Source organism: Enterococcus sp. 3G1_DIV0629 (assembly GCF_002141285.1).
In the GTDB taxonomy this organism is placed as follows: Bacteria; Bacillota; Bacilli; order Lactobacillales; family Enterococcaceae; genus Enterococcus_B; species Enterococcus_B lactis.
In genome coordinates this window covers 109,761-127,815 of record NZ_NGLI01000001.1, presented here as the reverse complement: position 1 = coordinate 127,815, position 18,055 = coordinate 109,761, and the positions used below count along the sequence as shown (strand labels likewise).

21 protein-coding genes and 1 other annotated feature are annotated in these 18,055 nt (G+C 39.8%); of the genes, 3 read left to right on the top strand and 18 right to left on the bottom strand.

The genetic code is table 11. The annotated features are described in order from the left end of the window. Nucleotides 1-103: 103 nt before the first annotated feature. A complete protein-coding gene (locus A5816_RS00600) occupies nucleotides 104-769 on the top strand; it encodes a helix-turn-helix domain-containing protein (protein WP_086310462.1) in 666 nt (221 codons plus the stop codon). Between the two features lie 171 nt (nucleotides 770-940). Here the strand turns inward: A5816_RS00600 and A5816_RS00595 are convergent, their stop codons facing one another. From A5816_RS00595 to A5816_RS00570, 6 genes are read right to left on the bottom strand one after another with little or no spacing between them, the layout of a single operon-like run. After that, nucleotides 941-1,246 carry a hypothetical protein gene (locus A5816_RS00595; RefSeq protein WP_086310461.1) on the bottom strand — a complete coding sequence of 102 codons (306 nt, stop codon included), beginning with the start codon at nucleotides 1,244-1,246 and terminating at the stop codon, nucleotides 941-943. Then, a complete protein-coding gene (locus A5816_RS00590; protein WP_086310460.1) occupies nucleotides 1,239-1,604 on the bottom strand; it encodes a hypothetical protein in 366 nt (121 codons plus the stop codon). The genes A5816_RS00595 and A5816_RS00590 overlap by 8 nt, the downstream gene beginning before the upstream one ends. Before the next feature lie 10 nt (nucleotides 1,605-1,614). Then, nucleotides 1,615-2,865, bottom strand: a complete 1,251-nt coding sequence (locus A5816_RS00585; protein WP_086310459.1) for a hypothetical protein — start codon at nucleotides 2,863-2,865, stop codon at nucleotides 1,615-1,617. After that, the gene (locus tag A5816_RS00580; RefSeq protein WP_086310458.1) at nucleotides 2,855-3,253 is read right to left on the bottom strand and encodes a DUF1310 family protein; all 399 of its coding nucleotides are present in this window, start codon (nucleotides 3,251-3,253) and stop codon (nucleotides 2,855-2,857) included. Before A5816_RS00580 ends, A5816_RS00585 begins: the two co-directional genes overlap by 11 nt. Before the next feature lie 23 nt (nucleotides 3,254-3,276). Continuing rightward, nucleotides 3,277-3,489, bottom strand: a complete 213-nt coding sequence (locus A5816_RS00575) for a hypothetical protein (RefSeq protein ID WP_086310457.1) — start codon at nucleotides 3,487-3,489, stop codon at nucleotides 3,277-3,279. Next, the gene (locus A5816_RS00570; RefSeq protein ID WP_086310456.1) at nucleotides 3,479-3,901 is read right to left on the bottom strand and encodes a DUF1310 family protein; all 423 of its coding nucleotides are present in this window, start codon (nucleotides 3,899-3,901) and stop codon (nucleotides 3,479-3,481) included. Before A5816_RS00570 ends, A5816_RS00575 begins: the two co-directional genes overlap by 11 nt. 807 nt (nucleotides 3,902-4,708) lie before the next feature. Between A5816_RS00570 and A5816_RS00565 the strand changes: the two genes are divergently transcribed. Continuing rightward, on the top strand, nucleotides 4,709-5,002 hold the full coding sequence (locus A5816_RS00565; RefSeq protein ID WP_086310455.1) for a hypothetical protein: 294 nt from the start codon (nucleotides 4,709-4,711) through the stop codon (nucleotides 5,000-5,002). A gap of 549 nt (nucleotides 5,003-5,551) precedes the next feature. Here A5816_RS00565 and sufB read toward each other — a convergent pair. The 12 genes from sufB to A5816_RS00495 all read right to left on the bottom strand — a co-directional run bounded on the left by sufB (nucleotide 5,552) and on the right by A5816_RS00495 (nucleotide 16,812). Next, a complete protein-coding gene (gene sufB, locus A5816_RS00555) occupies nucleotides 5,552-6,943 on the bottom strand; it encodes a Fe-S cluster assembly protein SufB (protein ID WP_002287686.1) in 1,392 nt (463 codons plus the stop codon). Nucleotides 6,944-6,947: 4 nt separating this feature from the next. Further along, a complete protein-coding gene (gene sufU, locus A5816_RS00550; protein ID WP_002308248.1) occupies nucleotides 6,948-7,418 on the bottom strand; it encodes a Fe-S cluster assembly sulfur transfer protein SufU in 471 nt (156 codons plus the stop codon). Next, nucleotides 7,405-8,640: a cysteine desulfurase gene (locus A5816_RS00545; protein WP_086310454.1), complete on the bottom strand. Its 1,236-nt coding sequence runs from the start codon at nucleotides 8,638-8,640 to the stop codon at nucleotides 7,405-7,407. Before A5816_RS00545 ends, sufU begins: the two co-directional genes overlap by 14 nt. Next, the gene (gene sufD / locus A5816_RS00540; RefSeq protein ID WP_086310453.1) at nucleotides 8,637-9,923 is read right to left on the bottom strand and encodes a Fe-S cluster assembly protein SufD; all 1,287 of its coding nucleotides are present in this window, start codon (nucleotides 9,921-9,923) and stop codon (nucleotides 8,637-8,639) included. The genes A5816_RS00545 and sufD overlap by 4 nt, the downstream gene beginning before the upstream one ends. A 12-nt stretch (nucleotides 9,924-9,935) precedes the next feature. After that, nucleotides 9,936-10,709, bottom strand: a complete 774-nt coding sequence (sufC, locus tag A5816_RS00535; protein WP_086310452.1) for a Fe-S cluster assembly ATPase SufC — start codon at nucleotides 10,707-10,709, stop codon at nucleotides 9,936-9,938. A 197-nt stretch (nucleotides 10,710-10,906) separates the two neighbouring features. Continuing rightward, nucleotides 10,907-11,755, bottom strand: coding sequence for a MetQ/NlpA family ABC transporter substrate-binding protein (locus A5816_RS00530; protein ID WP_002375018.1), 849 nt, complete (start codon nucleotides 11,753-11,755; stop codon nucleotides 10,907-10,909). Between the two features lie 23 nt (nucleotides 11,756-11,778). Then, a complete protein-coding gene (locus tag A5816_RS00525; protein WP_002287674.1) occupies nucleotides 11,779-12,465 on the bottom strand; it encodes a methionine ABC transporter permease in 687 nt (228 codons plus the stop codon). Beyond that, on the bottom strand, nucleotides 12,458-13,492 hold the full coding sequence (locus tag A5816_RS00520) for a methionine ABC transporter ATP-binding protein (RefSeq protein WP_002304234.1): 1,035 nt from the start codon (nucleotides 13,490-13,492) through the stop codon (nucleotides 12,458-12,460). Before A5816_RS00520 ends, A5816_RS00525 begins: the two co-directional genes overlap by 8 nt. A 62-nt stretch (nucleotides 13,493-13,554) precedes the next feature. Further along, nucleotides 13,555-13,811, bottom strand: a binding site (T-box leader). A 75-nt stretch (nucleotides 13,812-13,886) separates the two neighbouring features. Then, nucleotides 13,887-14,225, bottom strand: coding sequence for a glycine cleavage system protein H (locus A5816_RS00515; RefSeq protein WP_002291179.1), 339 nt, complete (start codon nucleotides 14,223-14,225; stop codon nucleotides 13,887-13,889). Between the two features lies 1 nt (nucleotide 14,226). Continuing rightward, a complete protein-coding gene (locus tag A5816_RS00510) occupies nucleotides 14,227-14,583 on the bottom strand; it encodes an arsenate reductase family protein (RefSeq protein ID WP_002308244.1) in 357 nt (118 codons plus the stop codon). A 5-nt stretch (nucleotides 14,584-14,588) separates the two neighbouring features. Beyond that, nucleotides 14,589-15,776, bottom strand: coding sequence for an FtsW/RodA/SpoVE family cell cycle protein (locus A5816_RS00505; protein WP_002312069.1), 1,188 nt, complete (start codon nucleotides 15,774-15,776; stop codon nucleotides 14,589-14,591). A 193-nt stretch (nucleotides 15,777-15,969) separates the two neighbouring features. Continuing rightward, nucleotides 15,970-16,812: a LysR family transcriptional regulator gene (locus A5816_RS00495; protein ID WP_002375016.1), complete on the bottom strand. Its 843-nt coding sequence runs from the start codon at nucleotides 16,810-16,812 to the stop codon at nucleotides 15,970-15,972. A gap of 233 nt (nucleotides 16,813-17,045) precedes the next feature. Between A5816_RS00495 and A5816_RS00490 the strand changes: the two genes are divergently transcribed. Continuing rightward, nucleotides 17,046-18,014, top strand: a complete 969-nt coding sequence (locus A5816_RS00490) for a TDT family transporter (protein WP_002375011.1) — start codon at nucleotides 17,046-17,048, stop codon at nucleotides 18,012-18,014. Nucleotides 18,015-18,055: the final 41 nt, after the last annotated feature.

Below are 18,055 nucleotides of genomic sequence, written 5' to 3'. Positions count from 1 at the left end.
TCTTTGATAAAATCATACCGTTTTTCATCAAAAAAACGTATCTATCAAGCGTATAGGTCATGTAGAATAAATCTATATACTGTAGAATCGAAAGGAGAAGAAGATGAACATTGGAGAAAAAATACGAACTTATCGCAGAAATTGTAACCTTACGCAAAAAGAATTAGGCGAAAAAATCGGTGTTTCCGATAAAACGATCTCTAGTTGGGAAAATTCTCGTACAATGCCAGATTTTGAAATGCTGTCACTTTTACATCAGACTTTAGATCTGCCGATTGATTTTCCTTCTATTGAGCCAACTGCCGAATCAATAGAACCGACATTGCCGGATGAACCTCTTGTTATCAAGAAATCTTATTCATCAAAACCACCATTATCACTCAAAAAGGCACTATCTTTCTTTCTGCTCGGCTTTTGTTTGGTCTATCTTTTTCTTATCAATTACCAATACAAAAATGAAACGGTTGATCGATTCAATCCTTTTTTGAAACCACAAATCGGCTATACCACACTCCCTGTAGGATACGTGGACAATTCCATCGAACATTGGGTATGTAATGATATCTTTGGTCATGGTACATGGCTGTCTTTTCACGCTGGAGAGGTAGAAAAAGAGAAAAACCATGCTGTAATCAAACACAAAGGAAAACACGTCATGAACGTTCGCCTGCTCTCTTGGGAAGCCATTCCCTCAGATTATCAAGAGATTCTCAGCCAAGACTATGACGACGCCTTAAAAAGAACCCCTCAGGAGCCAGATAGGCATTAAGTAGGAGATGAACGTAGAGATAGCAAAATCAATGCACATGATCTTATCCAAAAAACATGGGTCAAGTTAATTGAAAAAGCTTTGAGATGAAAGTCGTCAAATAAATAAAAATCTCTGCCTAATCGAAAAATTTGATTAGACAGAGATTTTTATTCTGGAGAAGCACTGCTCTCACAACCTCATTAACCGATCCGAGACGCTTTGAACGTTGTCTAATGCCGCATCTACCCATTGGCCTTTGGCGGCAACAGAAACATTGTTTTTATAGGTATCACTGGCATTCTTCAGTTTAGTTGCTCCTTGGCTTTTTCTTTCTCGTGTGAGGGATTTTCTAGTTTGGGATGTAGCTTTGCTGGGACTTGCTACAAGTAAACGGATGAGTTGTTTTTCCAGATTCTTTCGTTGCTGGATTAATTCATTATTTGCTCCTTCAAGTAATGCATCTACACCATTCATAATCCAATCGAATTCAAACATAGGATTCTCCCTCTCTTTTTGATTTTCTGTATTCTTCTTCATACTGACGGATCTTTTTGTTATATATAGATTGATTTTCATGTAGTCGTTCTTCCAGATTCCGTTGGATTGCTCGTGTTCGTTGCCGGGATTCTTCACTTGCTTGTTCTAAGAGACGATAGACTGCCCTTTTATTTTCGGGAGGGTTGGTCTCATAATGTTTAGCGGTGGCATTGATTTGCACAGAGATATTTTCTAAATAGCGTTGAAATTTTCTTTGCTCATTCGACAGATAATCTAGATGGGTTTCTAATGATACGCGATTTTTACGATACATTTCTTCGGTTTCTTCTATTTTCCTTCTGATTTCTTGTTCCATTTATTCACCTCTAAAATAAGTAATGGCTGAGCTCATGATCAGAATCTACTTGCCTATTGATCGTTTGTTCAATGTTTCTTAACAGCCTTTCAAGCTCTTCTTCTGATTTTCTAAGCGTTGCTACTGTTCGTTCATATTCATTTATTGGGTCTATCCGTATACTCCGTTCCGTTACTCCACAAGAATCAAGTGCTTCCAGTTCTTCATAATATGTCAGACTTGCTCCCCAATAGCGGGCGTCTAATTTTGTCGTTTGCCATAATTCATTGGCATTTCTGATTTCTGTTTGGAACCATTTCTTTAATTCACTAATTTCTGTCTCCACTGTTTTTTTGTACCCACTAGTAATCGCTTTGGCTTGTGATGCATCCAAAAATATTTTTTGAGCAGAAGATAGACTGCCTTTTGCTAGAAAGTGTCTCTTCATGTTTTCGATGCCGGCAAGACGCTGCTGGGTTTCCAATCCGATCACATCAGGTTCTCCTTTCGTATCAAGCAAGACATTCCCGAATTGGTCATACTGATATCCACCCCACATGTGCTGGTCGACCCACCCGACTTTTTTAGACAACACTGGGCGCATTCGGCCGACCATCGGCTTGTCTTTGCTATAGCCGATTGGTACCAAGTCTTTCTCATCGACATAATTATGCAGTTTTCCTGACCTCGTCAGAAGATCAGCGGTCACGCGCTGACTTGACGTCAATACCGTATAAATATTGGGTCCTTGGAAAAAATACCCTCCACCAAGCCTCCTGCTTTCCTCCAATGACAAATCAGCAACAGCATATTGTCCATTCATGGAGCCTAAAGAATGACCATAGACGAAAAACTGGGCATTAGGATACTGGCGCATCGCTTCCTTCAAGGTCTCCGCAGACGTTCTTAATTGCGGGGGCGGTGCGCCTTGTTCAGCCGCGAGGATCTTACGTGCCATATCCACATTGTTGACGACCCAGTCTTGCCACACATCGCCAGTTTGTTTCTTGATTTTGTCTAAGCCTGTCGAACCGCGATAAAGCACCGTTACTTCTTTAACCGCCAATCTTTCCGGCAATGGCGCAACCGGGGAAACGAAGCGGTCCGTATGGGTAATGACAAAAGACTGTTCGCCAGAGGGTTTGTTGATGACTTGGGAGACGTAGCCGATTGTCTTTTTATCATTTTTAATTATTATTTTTACTGGATCAGATTCTTTATAATCTTTGTATTCTTGTTCTGCTATCGTAACTCTAACCTGATCTGAATAATTACTTGACATATTTATCCCCCTCCAATAATTTTTCTAAATCAGAAGAATTGCCGCCACCTCCGTCTTTTAACTCGCCACTCTCGTTCTTTTTCAAGGTAAAAAACACATAAAGATTTTCTTTACTATTAGCTAATATAGTTACATTTATCCCACCCATCGGATTGTGTTCTATACTGTCGTAATCGATTTCATAAGATTGGATCACTCCTTCTGGGGTCAATGCTTTAGGGTCCAAGTTCTTCAAACCTTCTTCAACTACCTGTTTTGCCTCTTCGCTCTTCACGACTTCGATCATTTCTTTTTGTAACTTTTCTTTGTCTATCACTAGTTTTCCTCCCATTCCTAAAAGTATGAGTATGCCGATCAGAGGGACCAACCACCATTTTTTCTTTTTCATTTAGGCTCCTTTTTTAGTTTTATTTATCTCACCAGTCTTTCAGGCAATGGTGCAACCGGGGAAACGAAGCGGTCCGTATGGTTGATGACAAAAGACTGTTCTCCAGAGAGGTTGTTGATGACTTGGGAGACGTATCCGATTGTCGTTTTATTTTCATTAATTTTTATTGGGTAGCTAATTTTCAAATTATCGTACTCTTTTCTAGCAATCATTACTTTCTCCTCATCAGTGTACATTTTTTTCTCCTTCTTCTCCTTTTTGTAGTAATCGATCTAATATCGGGGAATAACTAGAAGAGTCAACTTTTACATCACAATTATCATATTTCATCAATATAGGATGATAATCTAATTCCTTCTTTCCATTAATATGAATAGTCAGCATGATTCCACCCATCGGATTTTTTCTGATACTTGTATAATCTACTTCATATGTTTGAATGATTCCTTCTGAAGAAAAAGCATTCCTATCTAAAATAATTAGACTCCTTTCTATAGCTTTTTTTGCCTCCTCGCTTTTCACGATCTTGACCATTTCTTCTTGCAACTTTTCTGTTTCCTTTTGCTGGTCTATCACTAGTTTTCCTCCTATTCCTAAAAGTATGAGTACGCCGATCAGTGGGATCAGCCATCGTTTTTTCTTTTTCATTTAGGCTCCTTTTTTAGTTAGTAAAGTGATCCGGGATTTATAAATTCATCACAAAGTTTATAATTTTAATGGTTTATTTATCTTCTCTATACAAAATCCTAACTATATAAAAGCGCATTCATTTAAATATTAACATAAAAGCCTTTATACAGGATTCCATATTTTTACTATAAAAATAAAAAAAGTTTATAAAATAATAGTTAGATAATGAAAAAATATCATACTCTTGCGTAATTTAAACAAAGAGAATGATATCCTATATATTTAAGTCTTTTCTGTCTATTTTTGGGTTATCTTCAAAATTGTTAATCATTAGAACGAGTTCTATCAATCTTGTCCTTTCTTTACCCCTGTTACCATCTCAAAAACAAACACTTTTATGTCCGATTTTTCAGACATTTTTTGTTGTTTTTATTAGAAAAAGTTTGTTTTTTCATTATGATAGTTAGAAAAAAATACCATTCTCTTACATAAATGAAATGAAGCAAAGAGAATGGTCAATTAAGAAAAAAATGATTAACTATTCTATTATTAGGCTATTTGTATTATTCTTCTGTCATTTTTCTATCAAAAAAGCCATAAACACCTAGATATAGGTATTTCTGGCTTATAATATAATATTTACGCCACAGCCTCCCAATGATTCTTTTTGGAATCATAATCTATGATGATTTGCAGTAACATAAATAAATATGATCATCGCTGGTAGTTTATTCAAGAGTACTCAAGAAAATACAAAATGTATTGTTCAAGCGCCTAACGTGATGATAAAATGAAACAAATAAACGATACAAGGAGGAAGAGACTTTGAGTAATGGCAAAAAAATTTTTTTCATTGTAAAAATCGTTCAGTTGCTAATCTATGGGATTTCGGTAGCGTGGGCATTTTTTTATAGAGGAATCACACCAAACTGGCCATTTTATCTCTTGTTAGTGGGAATATTAGTAGGAAATTTTGTCCCCCTTCACTATCGTACCAACTTTTTTTCAACTGGTCCTGGTCTTTTTCTTAAAACAAAGACGCGAAAATTAGAAAACATTATTGAAATGACAATTACCTGTATAGTCATTTTCTTAGTTATATTCCTAAACGTTTTCTAATAAGAATCTCTTAAAATTAGCTGGTTACAGTTAGTTACCTAGTTTGTATTTTCCTAGTTTATATAACACAGTAATCTTATCTTCCTTATCACCATCTTTTGCCACCTCTTTGTCTTAAATTTGAAACATACAAGCAGTGCTACGAACACTAAGACTGTTTCGGCTCTGTTTTTTGCATCAAATTTACTCTCATATAGCTAGCTGATAGCTTCGTTCATTTGAATGAAATTATTTTCATTTCACCTTATTACGAAAGGAGCTGTGACAAAAGTCTTGTCGCAGCTCCTTTTTCCGAATAAACGGTGCTCAAAAGCTTGCATCTGCGGTAATAAGCTCAACCAAACGTAAAATATGAGGAACTATTTTTGTTTGGCTGTTCTTATTACTTGATGCAGGCCAGCTTTTTCACAACCTCTGATACACGGTGTTCCAGAAGTAGCTTCTTCGGAAATAAGCCGAAATTTCACAAAAATTTGAGAAGCAATTTTCGTAAATTCCTTCTTATTTCTTGAAGCTGCCCACTTCTGTCACAACCTCTATATTTAAGTATTACCCCACAGACCCTTCCATCTCATAACTGATCAATCGGTTGAGTTCGACTGCATATTCCATTGGGAGTTCTTTGGTGAATGGTTCGACAAAGCCCATGACGATCATTTCAGTGGCTTCAGATTCGGTCAGGCCTCGGCTCATCAGATAGTAGAGTTGTTCCTCTGAGATTTTTGAGACTTTGGCTTCGTGCTCTAAAGAGACTTGGCTGTTGTGGATCTCATTGAATGGGATCGTATCGGATTTCGACCATTCGTCCATGATGATCGTGTCACATTCGATATGAGAGATCGAACCCGCACTGTTTTTGGCAAAGGTTACTTGTCCTCGATAGTTTACTTCGCCGCCGTCTTTTGAGATTGATTTAGAGACGATAGAGCTAGATGTATTTGGTGCATTGTGGATCATTTTTGCACCCGTATCTTGGATTTGGTTTGCTCCTGCAAAGGCGATGGAGAGCATGGTGCCTCGTGCACCTTTTCCATCTAAGTAAACACTTGGGTATTTCATCGTTGTTTTTGCACCTAAGTTTCCGTCGATCCATTCAACGGTTGCGCCTTCGTATGCTTTTGCTCGTTTGGTTACTAAGTTGTACACATTGTCTGACCAGTTTTGGATCGTGGTGTAACGGCAATACGCATCTTTTCTTGTAAAGATTTCTACGATGGCGGCATGCAGACTATTACTTGAATAAGTAGGTGCCGTACAACCTTCGACATAGTGGATGCTTGCTCCTTCGTCAACGATAATCAGCGTACGTTCGAATTGTCCCGTGTTTTCCGCATTGATCCGGAAGTACGTTTGTAATGGAACATCGACTTTGACGCCTTTTGGCACGTAAATAAAGGTTCCACCCGACCATACGGCTGAATTCAGCGCTGCTAATTTGTTGTCGGTTGGCGGTACAAGTTTTGAAAAGTACTCTTTGAATAATTCAGGGTATTCTTTCAAAGCAGAGTCAGTGTCAGTAAAGACGATTCCTAACTTTTCGAATTCATCTTTCATATTATGGTACACGACTTCTGATTCATATTGTGCGGAAGCACCGGCTAGATAAGCTCGTTCTGCTTCTGGGATACCGATCTTTTCAAATGTATCTTTGATTTTTTCTGGTACGTCTTCCCAGTCACGAGCGGGTTTGTCACTTGGTTTTTGGTAATATTTGATGGCATCGAAATCGATGTCTGAAAGGTCGGGGCCCCATGTTTGCATTGGCATTTTATTGAATGTTTCTAGAGATTTCAGACGGAATTCAAGCATCCATTCTGGTTCGCCTTTGATTCTTGACATCTCACGGATCACTTCTTCTGTCAAGCCTTCTCCTGTACTGAAAACCGGTTCGACATCATCGTGAAACCCGAATTTATATTCTTCTAATTCTGGTACGCCCATGTTCTCACTCCTCTTCCTTGTGGTAATGATGGAAAGCTGCGGTACCATCGTTTTCCATTGCTTTTCCTAGTGCTTTCCAGGCAAGTGTCGCACATTTGATCCGAGCGGGAAATTTAGCTACACCACCAAGCATAGCAGCATCGCCTAATTGGTCGGGATCTTGGACTTCTTTTCCTTGGACAAGCTGTAGAAAGTCTACAGTTAAATGTTCTGCTTCTTCTATTGATTTTCCAATGACGGCATCTGTCATCATCGAGGCACTTGCTGTACTGATGGAGCAGCCGCTGCCGTCAAAGGCGATATTTTTGATGATTCCGTCTTTTACATCGACTTGCAATTCGATCACATCTCCACATGTGGGGTTGTTCAATTCAATCTTGCTTGTCGAGTCGGTCAAGCTTCCACGATGATGCGGATGGGAAGAATGATCCAAGATCACCTGACGGTATAAATTGTCTAATTTAGATAGTCCCATGTTGGAAAAACTCCTTTGTTGCCATGATTGCTTCAACTAAACGGTCGGCGTCGTGCGTCGTGTTGTAGAAATAAAAGCTGGCGCGAGCAGTCGCTGATACTTCAAGGTACTTCAATAGCGGTTGCGCACAATGATGACCTGCTCTAACGGCTACCCCTTCCATGTCTAAAGCTGTCGCGACATCATGTGGATGTAACCCATCCAAATTGAACGCAACGACTCCTGTCCGAAAATTCGGGTCTTGCGGACCATAAACAGTCAATCCATCGATTGCTTGTAATTTTGGCAACACATAAGCGGCTAGTTCTTCTTCATATCGATGGATATTGTCCATGCCGAGTTCTTGCAAATAATCGATTGCATGGCCGAATGCGATAGCGCCAGCGATATTTGGTGTCCCTGCTTCGAATTTCCAAGGTAGTTCTTTCCATGTACTGTCGTATAATTCGACAAAATCGATCATTTCGCCACCAAATTCAACAGGTTCCATTTCTTCTAACCATTTTCGTTTACCATATAAAACACCGATACCTGTTGGTCCGCACATTTTGTGTCCGCTGAAAGCAAAGAAATCACAGTCTAGTGCTTGAACATCAATGGTCATGTGCGGGGCAGATTGTGCACCATCTACTACGATGATCCCGCCGTTTTCATGGACAAGTTCAGCTAATTCTTGAACAGGATTGATGACACCTAAGACATTGGATACATGAGCAATAGAGACGATTTTAGTTTTGTCCGTAATCTTTTTCGCTGCATCCTCCATATCCAGGAAGCCTTCTTCTGTTAGTTCGATATATTTCAGGACGGCACCTGTTCGTTTTGCTAACTGCTGCCATGGGATAATATTAGAATGATGTTCCATGTAAGAGATCACTATCTCGTCTCCTGCTTTGATATAGCGGTCGCCGAAGCTTCTGGCTACCCAATTCAAGCTTGTCGTCGTACCACGAGTAAATAGAACTTCTGCTGTTTCTTCTGCATGGATGAACGCTCGTACTTTTTCTCTTGCTTGTTCATACTCATGGGTCGCGCGTTCTGCTAACGTATGGACACCGCGATGAACATTGGCGTTATCGTGTTCGTAATAATGCGCTAATGCCTGGAGTACTTGTTTTGGCTTTTGGGTCGTCGCTGCATTATCCAGATAAACTAAAGGTTCATCATTGACGTCTTGAAATAAAATAGGAAAATCATTGCGTAGCTTTTTAGCATCGATCATCCATTCAACTTCCCTTCGATTACTTCGACTAATTCTTTCCGAACTTGTTCTACAGGGATTGCCGTTAAGACAGAACCGAGGAATCCTCGAATCACTAATCGCTCTGCTTCTTCTTTATGCAATCCTCGACTCATCAGATAGTACATTTCTTCTGGATCAACTCGTCCTACACTGGCAGCATGTCCAGCAGTTACTTCGTTTTCATCGATCAAAAGAATAGGGTTCGCGTCACCACGTGCTTTGTCAGAAAGCATCAAGACACGGCTTTCTTGTTGGGCATCTGCACCTTTTGCTCCTTTCAGGATGTGGCCGATACCGTTAAAGGTCAATGTTCCTTTTTCTCGGATCACTCCGTGTTGCAAAATATGCCCGATCGTATGAGGGGCTTTATTGGTTACTCGTGTATCGATTCCTTGGATTTGTCTGCCTGAGCTGATTGCCACGATTTTGACTTCTGCGTGTGCACCTTCTCCTGCTAAATCTGAGTCAAAGTCAGCGATCACATGACCGTCATTCATGACACCAATTGCCCAGTCGACAGAAGCATCTCGTAAAATGTGCCCACGGCGATTCATATAAGAAGTAATATTCTCTCCTAATTGATCTACAGCTGAATATTTGATTTTTGAACCAGCTTTAGCGATGACTTCCACGATGATGTTACCTGATGATTTTGCTACTTGTTCTTTGGTTGTCTGGAAACGTTCCAGATAAGAAAATTCACTATGTTCATCTGCCACGATCAGCACATGCTTGAAGAAGTGCTCATCGGATGCGCCATCTTGAATGAATAAGGACTCGAGTGGTTCATCGATCACGACATTTTTAGGTACATACAGGAAAATACCGCTGTTCATAAAAGCTACATGGAGTGCAGTCAATTGGTCTTCGTCCATGTTTACTGCTTTTTTCATATAATATTCTTGGACTAGTTCTGGGAATTCGATCATTGCAGTGAACAAGTCGGTAAAAATAACTCCTTTTTCTGCTAATTCCACAGGTAGTTGTTCAAAAATCGTCCATGAACCTTGTTGGACAAGCACAGGATTGTCTTTCATTGCATCAAATGCAGGAATCGTGCCTGTTTCACTGATGGTTTGTGTTTCTTTCACATCGAATAACGACCAGCGATGGAATTTCACCCGATCGATATGCGGCAATGGCAGTTCATCTGCTTTCGCTAGTGCGTCTTGACGGAAGGTTCTCATCCAATCAGGTTCGCCTTTACTTAAAGAAAAATCATTTACCGCGTCAAGATAATCGAGCCAGTTTTTTTCTTTCATTCTTGCTCCCCCTTACGCTTCTTCTTCTTTATAGTCGATTCCTAATTCTTTACTGATTCCAGCGTAACCTTCTGCTTCCAGGCGTTTAGCTAAGTCAGCATTTCCTGTCATGACTACTCGACCTTCCATCATGATGTGAACGACATCAGGTGTGATATAGTTCAATAATCGTTGATAGTGGGTGATGATCAATGCACCGAAATTGTCTCCGCGCATTTCATTTACTCCTTTAGCAACGACTTTCAAAGCATCGATATCCAGACCCGAGTCGATTTCGTCTAAAATCGCAAATGTTGGTTCTAACATCAACAATTGTAGGATCTCATTCCGTTTCTTTTCCCCGCCAGAAAAACCTTCGTTCAGATAACGTTCAGCCATTTCTTCTGGCATATTCAGTAAAGCCATTTTTTCATCTAACTTATTCAAAAATGCCATAACAGAAATCTTATCGTTTTCATCACGTTTCGCATTGATCGCTGCACGCATGAATTCCGCATTCGTGATACCTGGTATTTCACTTGGATATTGCATAGCTAAAAACAAACCAAGTCGTGCACGTTCGTCTACTTCCAAGTCTAAAACATTTTTCCCGTCAAACAAGATTTCGCCTTCTGTTACTTCATAGTTTGGATTGCCCATGATAGCGGCAGATAAGGTTGATTTTCCTGTGCCGTTAGGTCCCATGATGGCGTGAATTTCTCCGGTTTTCATTGTTAGGTTTACGCCTTTAAGGATTTCTTTTTCCTCGATCGACACATGTAGATTTTTTATTTCTAAGACAGACATGCTTTATACCCCCAAATTCTCTTTCGTTCTCACTCATTTTAGACTAATTGAGAATGAAGCGCAATGATCTTCCTTACTAAAATCAAATATCTTTTATTGATTATTAAACAATTTTGATTTCTAAATTAGAATAGATATAAAAAAGATGAGGAATAAGCCGTTACAGACTTATTTCTCATCTTTTTTGTTTCATTTCCTTATTTTGCATCAGCCTTTACTGGTTTAACAGAGCCGCCCCATTTGTCTGTGATCCATTCTTGGACTTCTTTACGGTGAAGCACTTCAATCAGTTTTTTGATTTTGTCACTGTCTTCATCACCTTTGCGAGTCGCAATGATATTCACGTAAGGAGAGTTGTCTTTTTCAAGCAATACGGCATCTTCTAATGGATTCAATCCTGCGCCATAAGCGAAGTTTGCATTGATTGCGACTAGGTCACCTTCATCATTTTGGTACGTAGAAGCTAAAAGTGATGGGTCGATCGTATGGTTGAACTTCAAGTTCTTAGGGTTTTCTGCAATATCATCGAATGTGGCTGTTTCCAGATCTACTCCATCTTTGACTTTGACTAGCCCAGCATCTTGTAAAATCGTGATGATGCGTCCCCAGTCTGATTCAGAATTCGAAGTGATGATCGTTGCACCATCTTTTAGTTCAGAAACATCTTTGACTTTTTTAGAGTACAAGCCCATTGGTTCGATGTGGACAGCACCGGCATTGACAAAGTCATACCCTTTTTCTTTGATTTCTTTGTTCAAATAAGGAATATGCTGGAAGTAATTGGCATCGATGTCGCCTTCTTCCAAAGATTGGTTCGGTAATACATAGTCATCGAATTTGACGATTTCAAGATCGATTCCTTCATCTTTCAATAATGGTTTCACATGTTCCAAAATCTCTGCGTGCGGTGTCGGTGAAGCGCCGACTTTCAATGTCGTGTCGTCTGCTTTATTTGCTGAATCTTTGCTGTCGCTGTTGTTACCGCATGCTGCTAATCCTACAGTCAGCAAAAGCGCTGCTGCTAATCCAAAAATCTTCTTTTTCATATCCTATATCCCCCTATATCCTATTATCTTTTGTCTGTTTTCTTAGTTAAGAAATCACCGATTCCTTGAACGATAAATACGATTAGTAAAATAATTAAAGTCGCAACAAATGTCACTGTCAGATTACCACGCTGGTAGCCTTCCTGCCAAGCAAGACCTCCAAGTCCACCTGCGCCGATCGCGCCGGCCATGGCGGTAAATCCGATCATCGAGATCGTTGTAACTGTTAATCCAGAAATCAACGCGGGAATACTTTCAGGTATCAAGACCTTCCAGATGATTTCCCAGTAACTTGCACCCATTGCATCTGCTGCTTCCAGTACGCCAGGGCTGACTTCACGAAAAGCAATCTCTACTAGACGGGCATAAAATGGTGCCGCGGATAAAACAAGAGCTGGAATGGCTGCTTGCGCACCTAACATAGTGCCTACGATTGCTTTAGTAAATGGAATGATCAAAACCATCAGGATCATAAATGGTGTTGACCGGAAAATATTACTGATGATCGATACGATCCCGTAAATGATTCGAGCATACGGTTTGTTTTTGCGTCCAATAGAGTAAAGAATCAATCCCAAGACTAATCCGATGATCGTCACTAAGACCATTGAGATCAATGTCATATATAGTGTATCAAGGATAGCCTGATTCATCGTTTCCGGATTGATTTGTTTAAAATCTAGATATGTTTCTGAAAAGCTTTTATCCACGATGGATCACCTCAATTCCTACTCCTTGTTCTTTAATGAACACTTCTGCTTGATCTAATTCTTTAGTTTCACCTGTCATCAAGACAGTCAATGAACCAAAGGAACCTTCTTTTACTTGTTTGATTTTCCCGTATACGACGTTGACATCAATGTTATAGCGTCGAATTGCTTGGGAAATGACTGGCTCGTTGGCATTTCTTTCGCTAAAGGTCAAAGTTGCCAAACGGCCGCTTGGATTTTCTTTGATGAGTTCAGCTAATAGTTCTGTCGAATCGGCTTCTGGTTCGATGTCTTGTTGTACAAAACGTTTGGTTACTTCTTTTTTCGGTTGTCTGAAGACAGTCAACACGTCTCCTTCTTCTACGACTTTCCCCAACTCCATCACAGCGACTTTGTTGCAGATTTTGCGGATCACATTCATTTCATGTGTGATCAAGACGATGGTCAAATTCAATTTCTTATTGATTGCTAACAATAAGTCTAATACTTCTTCTGTTGTTTGCGGGTCCAATGCGCTCGTAGCCTCATCACAAAGCAAGATCTCAGGATCATTTGCCAATGCTCGTGCGATACCGACACGTTGTTTCTGTCCGCCGGAAAGTTGTGAAGGATACGCTTGTCCGCGTCCTTCTAACCCGACTAAACGCAACAATTCTTCTGCTCGTTCTTTGCGTTTGCTCTTTGGTACACCAGCTAATTCCAACGGCAGCTGAATATTTTCAAGTACAGTTCTTGACCATAACAGGTTGAAATGCTGGAAGATCATACCGATTTTCTTTCGGAATGTACGTAATTCTTTGTTTTTTAACTTTGTGATATCTTGATCGTTTACGATCACTTCGCCGCTCGTGGGAAGCTCAAGTCCATTCAGGAGACGGACTAATGTACTTTTTCCTGCGCCAGAATAGCCGACGATTCCATAAATATCCCCTTTTTCAACGTTTAGTGAAACGTCATTGACGGCTTGGATGTTTCCGTTTTTCCCATTGAATGTCTTTTTGACATTCGTTAGTTGGATTAATGACATGCCATTCACATCTTTCTCTTATGATTTTTCAAACAAAAAAGCCTTCGCCCTCTTGCCTTAAGCAAAAGGACGAAAGCTTGAACTTCCGTGTTACCACCTTGATTTACCGTTACTTCGCAATAACAGCCTCTTCCAGTACTTGGACTTAGATTCTTTCCGTATACTGTCGCGCTGTAACGGGCACTCCCGTAGTAAGTTTGCTTACGCTCGCTTACTCTGCTCTAAGACCATCTTCCATCTCATTTTCGTTACCCATTTTCAGCAAACAGGGCTCTCTTCAAACGTCCGTGACATGTACTCTTCTTTTCAAAGCTTTCTCATTTCATATAGGATTGCTTATGATTATAGCAACTGGAAGAATCAGTGTCAACTTTTTTCAAGTGATTTTCTGATTTTATAATTCGTCAAATTCTTTTGGATCAACATCTTTGAAACTTAAGATCCACGCATTCATTTCATCTGAATCATTCAAGATATTGATATCTTCACCGATTTTATCATTCACAGAAGAAACTGTACCCGTTAGCGGGCTAGCAAATTCATTGACCGCTTTTTCCGCTTCGACTTCGATCAGAGGTTCATCTTTTTTTAGCGATTGTCCTGCTTTTGGCAGATTGGCAAACGTGATGTCTCCCAGTTCTTCTTGCGCTTCATTTGTCAAACCAACACAGTATTCTTTTCCATTAAATAAGATCCAAAGGTTGTCCTTTTTCTTCAAATGTTTGCCTGCCATTTTATATCAGTTCTCCTTCATAAATTTTTTCATTGAATCCAATTGCAACAAGCTGGTCCTCTTGCACGATCAGCGGCCGCTTGATCAGCATGCCATCTGTCGATAAGACTTGGCTTGCTTTTGAAGCCGTAAACTCGCCTACTTGATCTTTCAGTCCAAGTTCCCGATATTTCATCCCGCTTGTGTTGAACAGGCGACGAATTGGTACTTGACTCGTTTCTAGCCAAGTCTCAATCGTTGAGGCCTTCGGTACTTCTTTGATCATATCAACAGTTTGATAACTAACGCCATGCTGGTCTAACCACGCTTTGGCTTTTTTGCATGTTGAACATTTCGGGTACCAGTAAAAGGTGTACAATTTTCTTACCTCCTTGAAGATCTTGCAGGTGCTTCATTTTGGTATCTCATCGATAATATCAACCCGATACCGATCATGTTCCCTAAAATCGAAGATCCTCCTTGGCTAATGAAAGGCAATGGGATCCCTGTTAAAGGAAGTAATCCGATATTTGCTCCAATGTTCTCAAAGACATGGAACAGCAGCATCATGATCAAACCGCTTGCGATATAGGCGTAAAATTCATTATTCGTATCGAAACACACCCGAATCATACGATAAATCAAAATAAAATACAAGAAAATGACGAATGCACCACCGATAAAGCCGAAGTTTTCACCGATAACGGTAAAAATCATATCGGACTCACGAACAGGCACATAAATATTGCTTACATTGAATCCTTTACCAAACAAGCCACCGGTGCCGATTGCCAAAAGTCCTTGTGCCGGCTGATAACTCATCCCAGACGTATCATGGAAAGGATCCAGCCATGAATCAATACGTGCAAATTGATAAGATTTGAAGCCCACTTTGTAAAGCAAGTCTCTTCCGCCTTCAGTCGTCACTAAGAAAATCGTTCCTGCACCAACGACTACTGCCAAGATCACTACAGGGGCGATGATGCGCCAAGAGATCCCAGACATCAAGAATATCCCGCCGAAGATCGCAAGGAAGACGAGCATCGTTCCAAAGTCATCTTGGGCCATGATCAACGCTAAAACCGGTATCGTCACGATCAAGAGCTTCCCAATCAGCCAAAAGTCCGATTTCATCGTCCGTTCTTTTACTTGCGTATTATGTTTGGTCACGATCAGCGCCATCATCAAGATGTACGCGATCTTCATTAGCTCTGCTGGCTGGAAGGTGAACGCACCGAATCGGAACCAGTTTTTAGAACCTGTAGAATCGGCTAAATTCTTATCATAGAATTCAAGTAAGAGTCCCATTACTACTAATCCCAAGCCATAAAGGTAAGGAGTCAGTTTCCAGATCCATTTGGAATTCAAATGCATGATGACAACGATTGCTGCCGCCCCAACTAAATACCAGACAACTTGCATCCCTACGCCTTTCAAGACTGCTGGATTGTTTGGATCATGGCTAAGTGCTACATATAATGAGAGCAGACCAATCAAACATAACAGAAAGACTGGTAAAATCACGCCATAATCAATACGATTATCGTTCGAAGCTTTTAATTTTTTTTCCATGTTTCATCCCTTTTCTTAAAAACCATACTGCTGATTATTATAGCGGTCCAGTTAGATAATGGAAAGTCTTTCCACAGACATTTGGGAAAAATTAACTTTCCGTTTGTGCAGCTGCTTGAGCAAACAAAAGGCAAAAGCCTACTGCTTATCTTTAGTGTATCATAGAACTTTTTTTGATACATGCAATTATCTATCAGCTGAGATTCTCCTCGCTGTGAGAAGTTTCTGTGCTTTCATTGTATCGAAGGATCTCTTCAGCAATCTCTAACAGCTGATCAGAAACCAGATTGGTTCGTTGGATGAAATAAAAATACCGATGGAAATTCAACGGAATCATTGGTACGTCTTCTGGCACAGAGCGCTTAGATAAAATCGAGCGTCCGATTCCTTCCTTCAGCAACGCAACGATCACATCATTGCTTTTCACGATCATTTTCTTATCTTGGATATTCATTTCTTCAAAATAACGTTGCGTGTAGTGAAAAACACCAGAATTTGCTTCTCTTACAAGCCACAATTTGCTTTTTGGGTCCCCAGCAATGACTAGCTGGTCTTCCATCAAAGAGTATCTTTGCACGCCGGAAGTCTCTAAGGGCTTTTCGATAAAACCAAAATCGGATTCATGTTTCGCTACTTGTTCTAATGATTCATGTGAATTCGCGATCTCGATCTCAAAATGCACTTTAGGAAACCTTTTGATCAGATGTTTCATCAACTGAGGCAAAAGATAGACAGCAAATGTGTGGGAAGCAACGATCCGACATACTTCTTCTTCATTTTGTTCATTGAGCAATTTTTGCTGGGTCTCTTCCCATTCTTCTAATAAAACCAGCGTCCGCTCGTATAATAAATCGGCTTGCTTAGTTGGAAGCATCTCTTTTCTGCCATTACGCTGAAAAAGATCAATATTCAACTCCCGCTCTAATTGTTTGATTTGATTCGAGACGGCTGGCTGAGATAAAAACAGTACTTCTGCTGCTCTAGAAAAATTTCTTGTTTCATATACTGCTCGAAAAGTCGTTAATAACTTAAACATGGCACCACTTCCATAACTTTTTATGATAATTACTATAAAAACTATTTGATTTAAATATACAAAAAACCATCTATAATAGAAATGTACAACAAAACAGTTGCTGATCCAACTAGTAACTCAGACAAAGACAATCAGCTGTCTGCTTTGCTCGTAATCATACAGACCTATTCATTTTACAATGTATTCGTTCATCTTGGTACTAAAATCTATTAAATAAAAAGGAGAATATATATATGAAGAACTTTTTGAAAATTATTCCGATCCCGATCTGCGGGTTGATCCTTGGGTTAGCTTCCCTTGGAAATCTGTTTAAAGACTATCACCATGTTGCTTTAGGCAATCTAACTGGCGGTATCTCAATGATTCTTATGATATTCATTTTTGTTAAATTGTTTATCTTATTTGAGCATACGAAACAAACGTTGCATGATCCGATCATCGCCTCCGTTTCACCAACTTTTACGATGTCACTCATGGTTATTTGTACTTATTTTGTTTCATATGAAAGTATTGCACCGATTGTCAAATTCATTTGGTTGTGCGCAGTTATTTTCCAAGTGATACTTGTCTTTTATTTCAATTATCACCATGTCATCAAAGCTGATCTTTCTATTGAAGCAATTTATCCAAGCTGGTTTATCATTTACGTTGGATTTGGGGTCATCACTGTAACTGCTGGGAACTTCTTCCCACTTATTGGAAAAATCTTCTTTTGGATTTCATTGGTCTGCTATGCGTTCTTATTGCCAATCATCATCAAACGTGTCTTTTTCGTAAGAAATATGGCTCATCCGACACGTCCGCTGATTACGATCGTTGCAGCACCTGGTTCTCTTTGCCTGACAGGTTACCTGAAAAACTTTGCAGAACCTAACTTTTATCTTGTCGTAGCATTGTTCGTTTTATCTCAAGTATTGTATTTCGTTGTACTGTCTATGCTGCCACGCTTGTTCAAGCTTCGTTTTTATCCAAGCTACGCAGCCTTTACATTCCCACTTGTTATCTCTGCAACAGCTCTATTTACTACTGTTCATTACTTCAACAGTTTAGGTATTTATAGTAGCGTATTAGATTTCTTAAAAATTGCGGAATGTCTGTTTGCCAGTGTAGTTGTCTTCTACGTGCTTGCTCATTACGTACGTTTCTTAACTAAAGAACATAGCAAACACGGAAAATTCGTTTCTAAAAAAATCGCTTCATAATTGATTCGATCGGTTGTGAAAAAGCAGTTCTGCATCAAGTC

Bases quoted from the DNA above. Each gene is read 5' to 3' on its own strand.
- A5816_RS00600 (WP_086310462.1), top strand. From the start codon at position 104: ATGAACATTGGAGAAAAAATACGAACTTATCGCAGAAATTGTAACCTT.
- A5816_RS00595 (WP_086310461.1), bottom strand. From the start codon at position 1,246: ATGTTTGAATTCGATTGGATTATGAATGGTGTAGATGCATTACTTGAA.
- A5816_RS00590 (WP_086310460.1), bottom strand. From the start codon at position 1,604: ATGGAACAAGAAATCAGAAGGAAAATAGAAGAAACCGAAGAAATGTAT.
- A5816_RS00585 (WP_086310459.1), bottom strand. From the start codon at position 2,865: ATGTCAAGTAATTATTCAGATCAGGTTAGAGTTACGATAGCAGAACAA.
- A5816_RS00580 (WP_086310458.1), bottom strand. From the start codon at position 3,253: ATGAAAAAGAAAAAATGGTGGTTGGTCCCTCTGATCGGCATACTCATA.
- A5816_RS00575 (WP_086310457.1), bottom strand. From the start codon at position 3,489: ATGTACACTGATGAGGAGAAAGTAATGATTGCTAGAAAAGAGTACGAT.
- A5816_RS00570 (WP_086310456.1), bottom strand. From the start codon at position 3,901: ATGAAAAAGAAAAAACGATGGCTGATCCCACTGATCGGCGTACTCATA.
- sufB (WP_002287686.1), bottom strand. From the start codon at position 6,943: ATGGGCGTACCAGAATTAGAAGAATATAAATTCGGGTTTCACGATGAT.
- sufU (WP_002308248.1), bottom strand. From the start codon at position 7,418: ATGGGACTATCTAAATTAGACAATTTATACCGTCAGGTGATCTTGGAT.
- A5816_RS00545 (WP_086310454.1), bottom strand. From the start codon at position 8,640: ATGATCGATGCTAAAAAGCTACGCAATGATTTTCCTATTTTATTTCAA.
- sufD (WP_086310453.1), bottom strand. From the start codon at position 9,923: ATGAAAGAAAAAAACTGGCTCGATTATCTTGACGCGGTAAATGATTTT.
- sufC (WP_086310452.1), bottom strand. From the start codon at position 10,709: ATGTCTGTCTTAGAAATAAAAAATCTACATGTGTCGATCGAGGAAAAA.
- A5816_RS00530 (WP_002375018.1), bottom strand. From the start codon at position 11,755: ATGAAAAAGAAGATTTTTGGATTAGCAGCAGCGCTTTTGCTGACTGTA.
- A5816_RS00520 (WP_002304234.1), bottom strand. From the start codon at position 13,492: ATGTCATTAATCCAACTAACGAATGTCAAAAAGACATTCAATGGGAAA.
- A5816_RS00515 (WP_002291179.1), bottom strand. From the start codon at position 14,225: ATGGCAGGCAAACATTTGAAGAAAAAGGACAACCTTTGGATCTTATTT.
- A5816_RS00505 (WP_002312069.1), bottom strand. From the start codon at position 15,776: ATGGAAAAAAAATTAAAAGCTTCGAACGATAATCGTATTGATTATGGC.
- A5816_RS00495 (WP_002375016.1), bottom strand. From the start codon at position 16,812: ATGTTTAAGTTATTAACGACTTTTCGAGCAGTATATGAAACAAGAAAT.
- A5816_RS00490 (WP_002375011.1), top strand. From the start codon at position 17,046: ATGAAGAACTTTTTGAAAATTATTCCGATCCCGATCTGCGGGTTGATC.